This is a genomic window from Bacillus cereus group sp. BfR-BA-01382, from assembly GCF_022663475.1.
Taxonomy (GTDB): domain Bacteria; phylum Bacillota; class Bacilli; order Bacillales; family Bacillaceae_G; genus Bacillus_A; species Bacillus_A thuringiensis_S.
Window position 1 is genome coordinate 1 of record NZ_JAKUFQ010000408.1, and the last position, 237, is coordinate 237.

Here is a 237-nt window from a genome sequence, read left to right on the forward strand (position 1 = left end):
ACTTTGCATTAATTCAAGGTCAATATACGCTTAGACAATTAAACGATATCATACCCAATCTGTTAGCAAATTGGTTAAAAGTAGTTAATCCATCTTATGCTGTATTTCCATCTGCAGCTGTATTGGCATGGGATGAGATTTTCCCTTCCAAAATAGATTCAGCAAATATAGAGCATGCGGAAAACTTACTGTCACATTCTATTAATCATGTAAATGGCTTAGAGTACAGCTTACACC

1 protein-coding gene is annotated in these 237 nt (G+C 35.0%); it reads left to right on the top strand.

The window, feature by feature from the left end; genetic code table 11:
• Window positions 1-237 (top strand): hypothetical protein (locus MR160_RS34515; RefSeq protein WP_242299267.1); only part of this gene is annotated, 237 nt, incomplete at both ends.